Raw genomic sequence first — 2,021 nt, forward strand, 5'->3', positions numbered from 1 at the left:
GTCGAGCCGATCTGCGGGATCCTGCGGATCGCACCGTCGACCTACCATGCCCATGTCGTGCGACGTGCCGATCCGGCGCAGGCCTCGCCTCGAGCTCGGCGGGACCTGGTGCTCATGGAGAGGATTCAGCAGGTGCATGCGGCCAACTTTGGGGTCTACGGCGTCCGCAAGGTCTGGCGGCAGCTTGGCCGGGAAGGCACCGTGGTAGCCCGCTGCACGGTGGAACGCCTGATGCGGCGGATGGGCCTGCGCGGCGCCGTCCGCGGCAAGGAGACCAGGACCACCATCGCCGACAAGGCCTCGCCTTGCCCGGCGGACAAGGTGAACCGGCACTTCCGGGCGCCGCATCCGAATGCCCTGTGGGTGTCCGATTTCACCTACGTGGCGACTTGGCAGGGCTTTGTGTACGTGGCCTTCGTCATCGATGTCTTTGCCCGCCGCATTGTGGGCTGGCGGGTGTCGAGGACGGCGCATGCGGACTTCGTCCTCGATGCCCTCGAGCAGGCGCTGCATGACCGCCGTCCGCTGAAGGGCGGTCTCATTCACCATAGCGACAGGGGTGGCCAACCTACGTTCAACTGGCCGTCGCAACACCTGTCTGCGCTGATCGCAGCACCGCATCAAGAGCTTCGGCTGGGGTTCTCCACCCGAGCGTCTTGCGCGGCCTGCCGTTGAGCGCCGCGGCGACGGCCGCGAGGTCGTCGGCGTCCCACGCGCTCAGGTCCGTCCCCTTCGGGAAGTACTGTCGCAGCAGCCCGTTGGTGTTCTCATTCGTCCCGCGTTGCCAGGGGCTGTGCGGGTCACAGAAGTAGACCTGCATCCCCGCCTCGACGCGGAGCTGCGCGTGCTGCGCCATCTCCGACCCCTGATCCCAGGTCAGCGATCGCCGGAGCTGCTCTGGCAGGGTGGTGATCGTGCGGGTGATCGCGTCGCGGACGGCCTCAGCGCCGTGACCGGCCAGTGCTGGCCCATTCTTCTCGCGCGCCGCCGTCCCATGTCCCTCCAGTGGCGGCAGGTGCAGCAGCATCGTGAACCGCGTCGTCCGTTCGACAAGGGTGCCGATTGCGGAGCGATTGAGGCCAATGATCAGATCTCCTTCCCAGTGTCCCGGCACCGCGCGGTCCTCCGCCTCTGCAGGACGCTCGCTGATGAGGACTTCGGGCGTGATGAACGACTTGCCTCGTCCACGGCTTCGCGCTCGTGGCACCCGCAGCGCCCGGCCGGTCCGCAGGCACTGCGTCAACTCGCGCTTCAGCGCTCCCCGGCCCTGCACGTAGAGCGCCTGGTAGATCGCCTCATGGCTAATCCGCATCGTGGCGTCCTCCGGATAGTCGAGCCGCAGTCGATTGGCGATCTGCTGCGGGCTCCACGCCTTGCCCCAGCGCCGGTCCTGACGCCGCCCGTGCCGCCGCCCCTTCCAGGGCACCGAGGGACCAGGAACCGCAGTCCCACCGGGAGCGACGACGCATCCGGCAAGCCGGTCCTGCACATACAACCGCAGCATCAGGTTCGCCGCGAGCTTCGCAGGCTTCGGCCGACGCGCTGCCCGCTCGGCATGCCACTGCGCCGTCGTCGCCCGGTAGTCCAGGTTGCCACCCCGTGTCGCCGCGTTCCGCCGCAGTTCGCGCGAAACCGTAGACGGCGCTCGCCCCAGGCGACGCGCAACCTCCCGTACACCGAGGCCCCCAGCCCGCCAGAGCGCGATCTCCTCGCGCTCGGCAAAGCTGAGGTGCCGCACAGAGGGCAGCTTCGACGACCGCGACAGGTGCGACGGAGCCATCCCGCCCGCCTCCCGGAACCACCGGAACCCGACCGGCTACGATACCCTAACCTCCATCGCCGCGTCCTCGCTCGAAAGCCCTTTGGCAATCAATGCCCAGAACCGCCGCCGATGCTCCTGCCGCGTTACCGGCGGCCGACCCGGCGACCGCACCTTATCCCGCATGGCCCAATCCGAACGCCGCCGACCCGCCATCGCGCCACCCTCCGCCCTGGTGTTGCGACGACCATTGGAATCCACC

At 68.6% G+C, this 2,021-nt stretch carries 2 pseudogenes; one reads left to right on the forward strand and one right to left on the reverse strand.

The window, feature by feature from the left end:
- A pseudogene (locus ACO1BU_RS37050) lies at window positions 1–567 on the forward strand (IS3 family transposase); the annotation flags it as partial.
- A 7-nt stretch (window positions 568–574) separates the two neighbouring features.
- Here ACO1BU_RS37050 and ACO1BU_RS37055 read toward each other — a convergent pair.
- Window positions 575–1,975: pseudogene (locus ACO1BU_RS37055) on the reverse strand (IS30 family transposase).
- Window positions 1,976–2,021: the final 46 nt, after the last annotated feature.

It is taken from the genome of Roseomonas chloroacetimidivorans (assembly GCF_049629625.1).
GTDB lineage: Bacteria > Pseudomonadota > Alphaproteobacteria > Acetobacterales > Acetobacteraceae > Roseomonas > Roseomonas chloroacetimidivorans.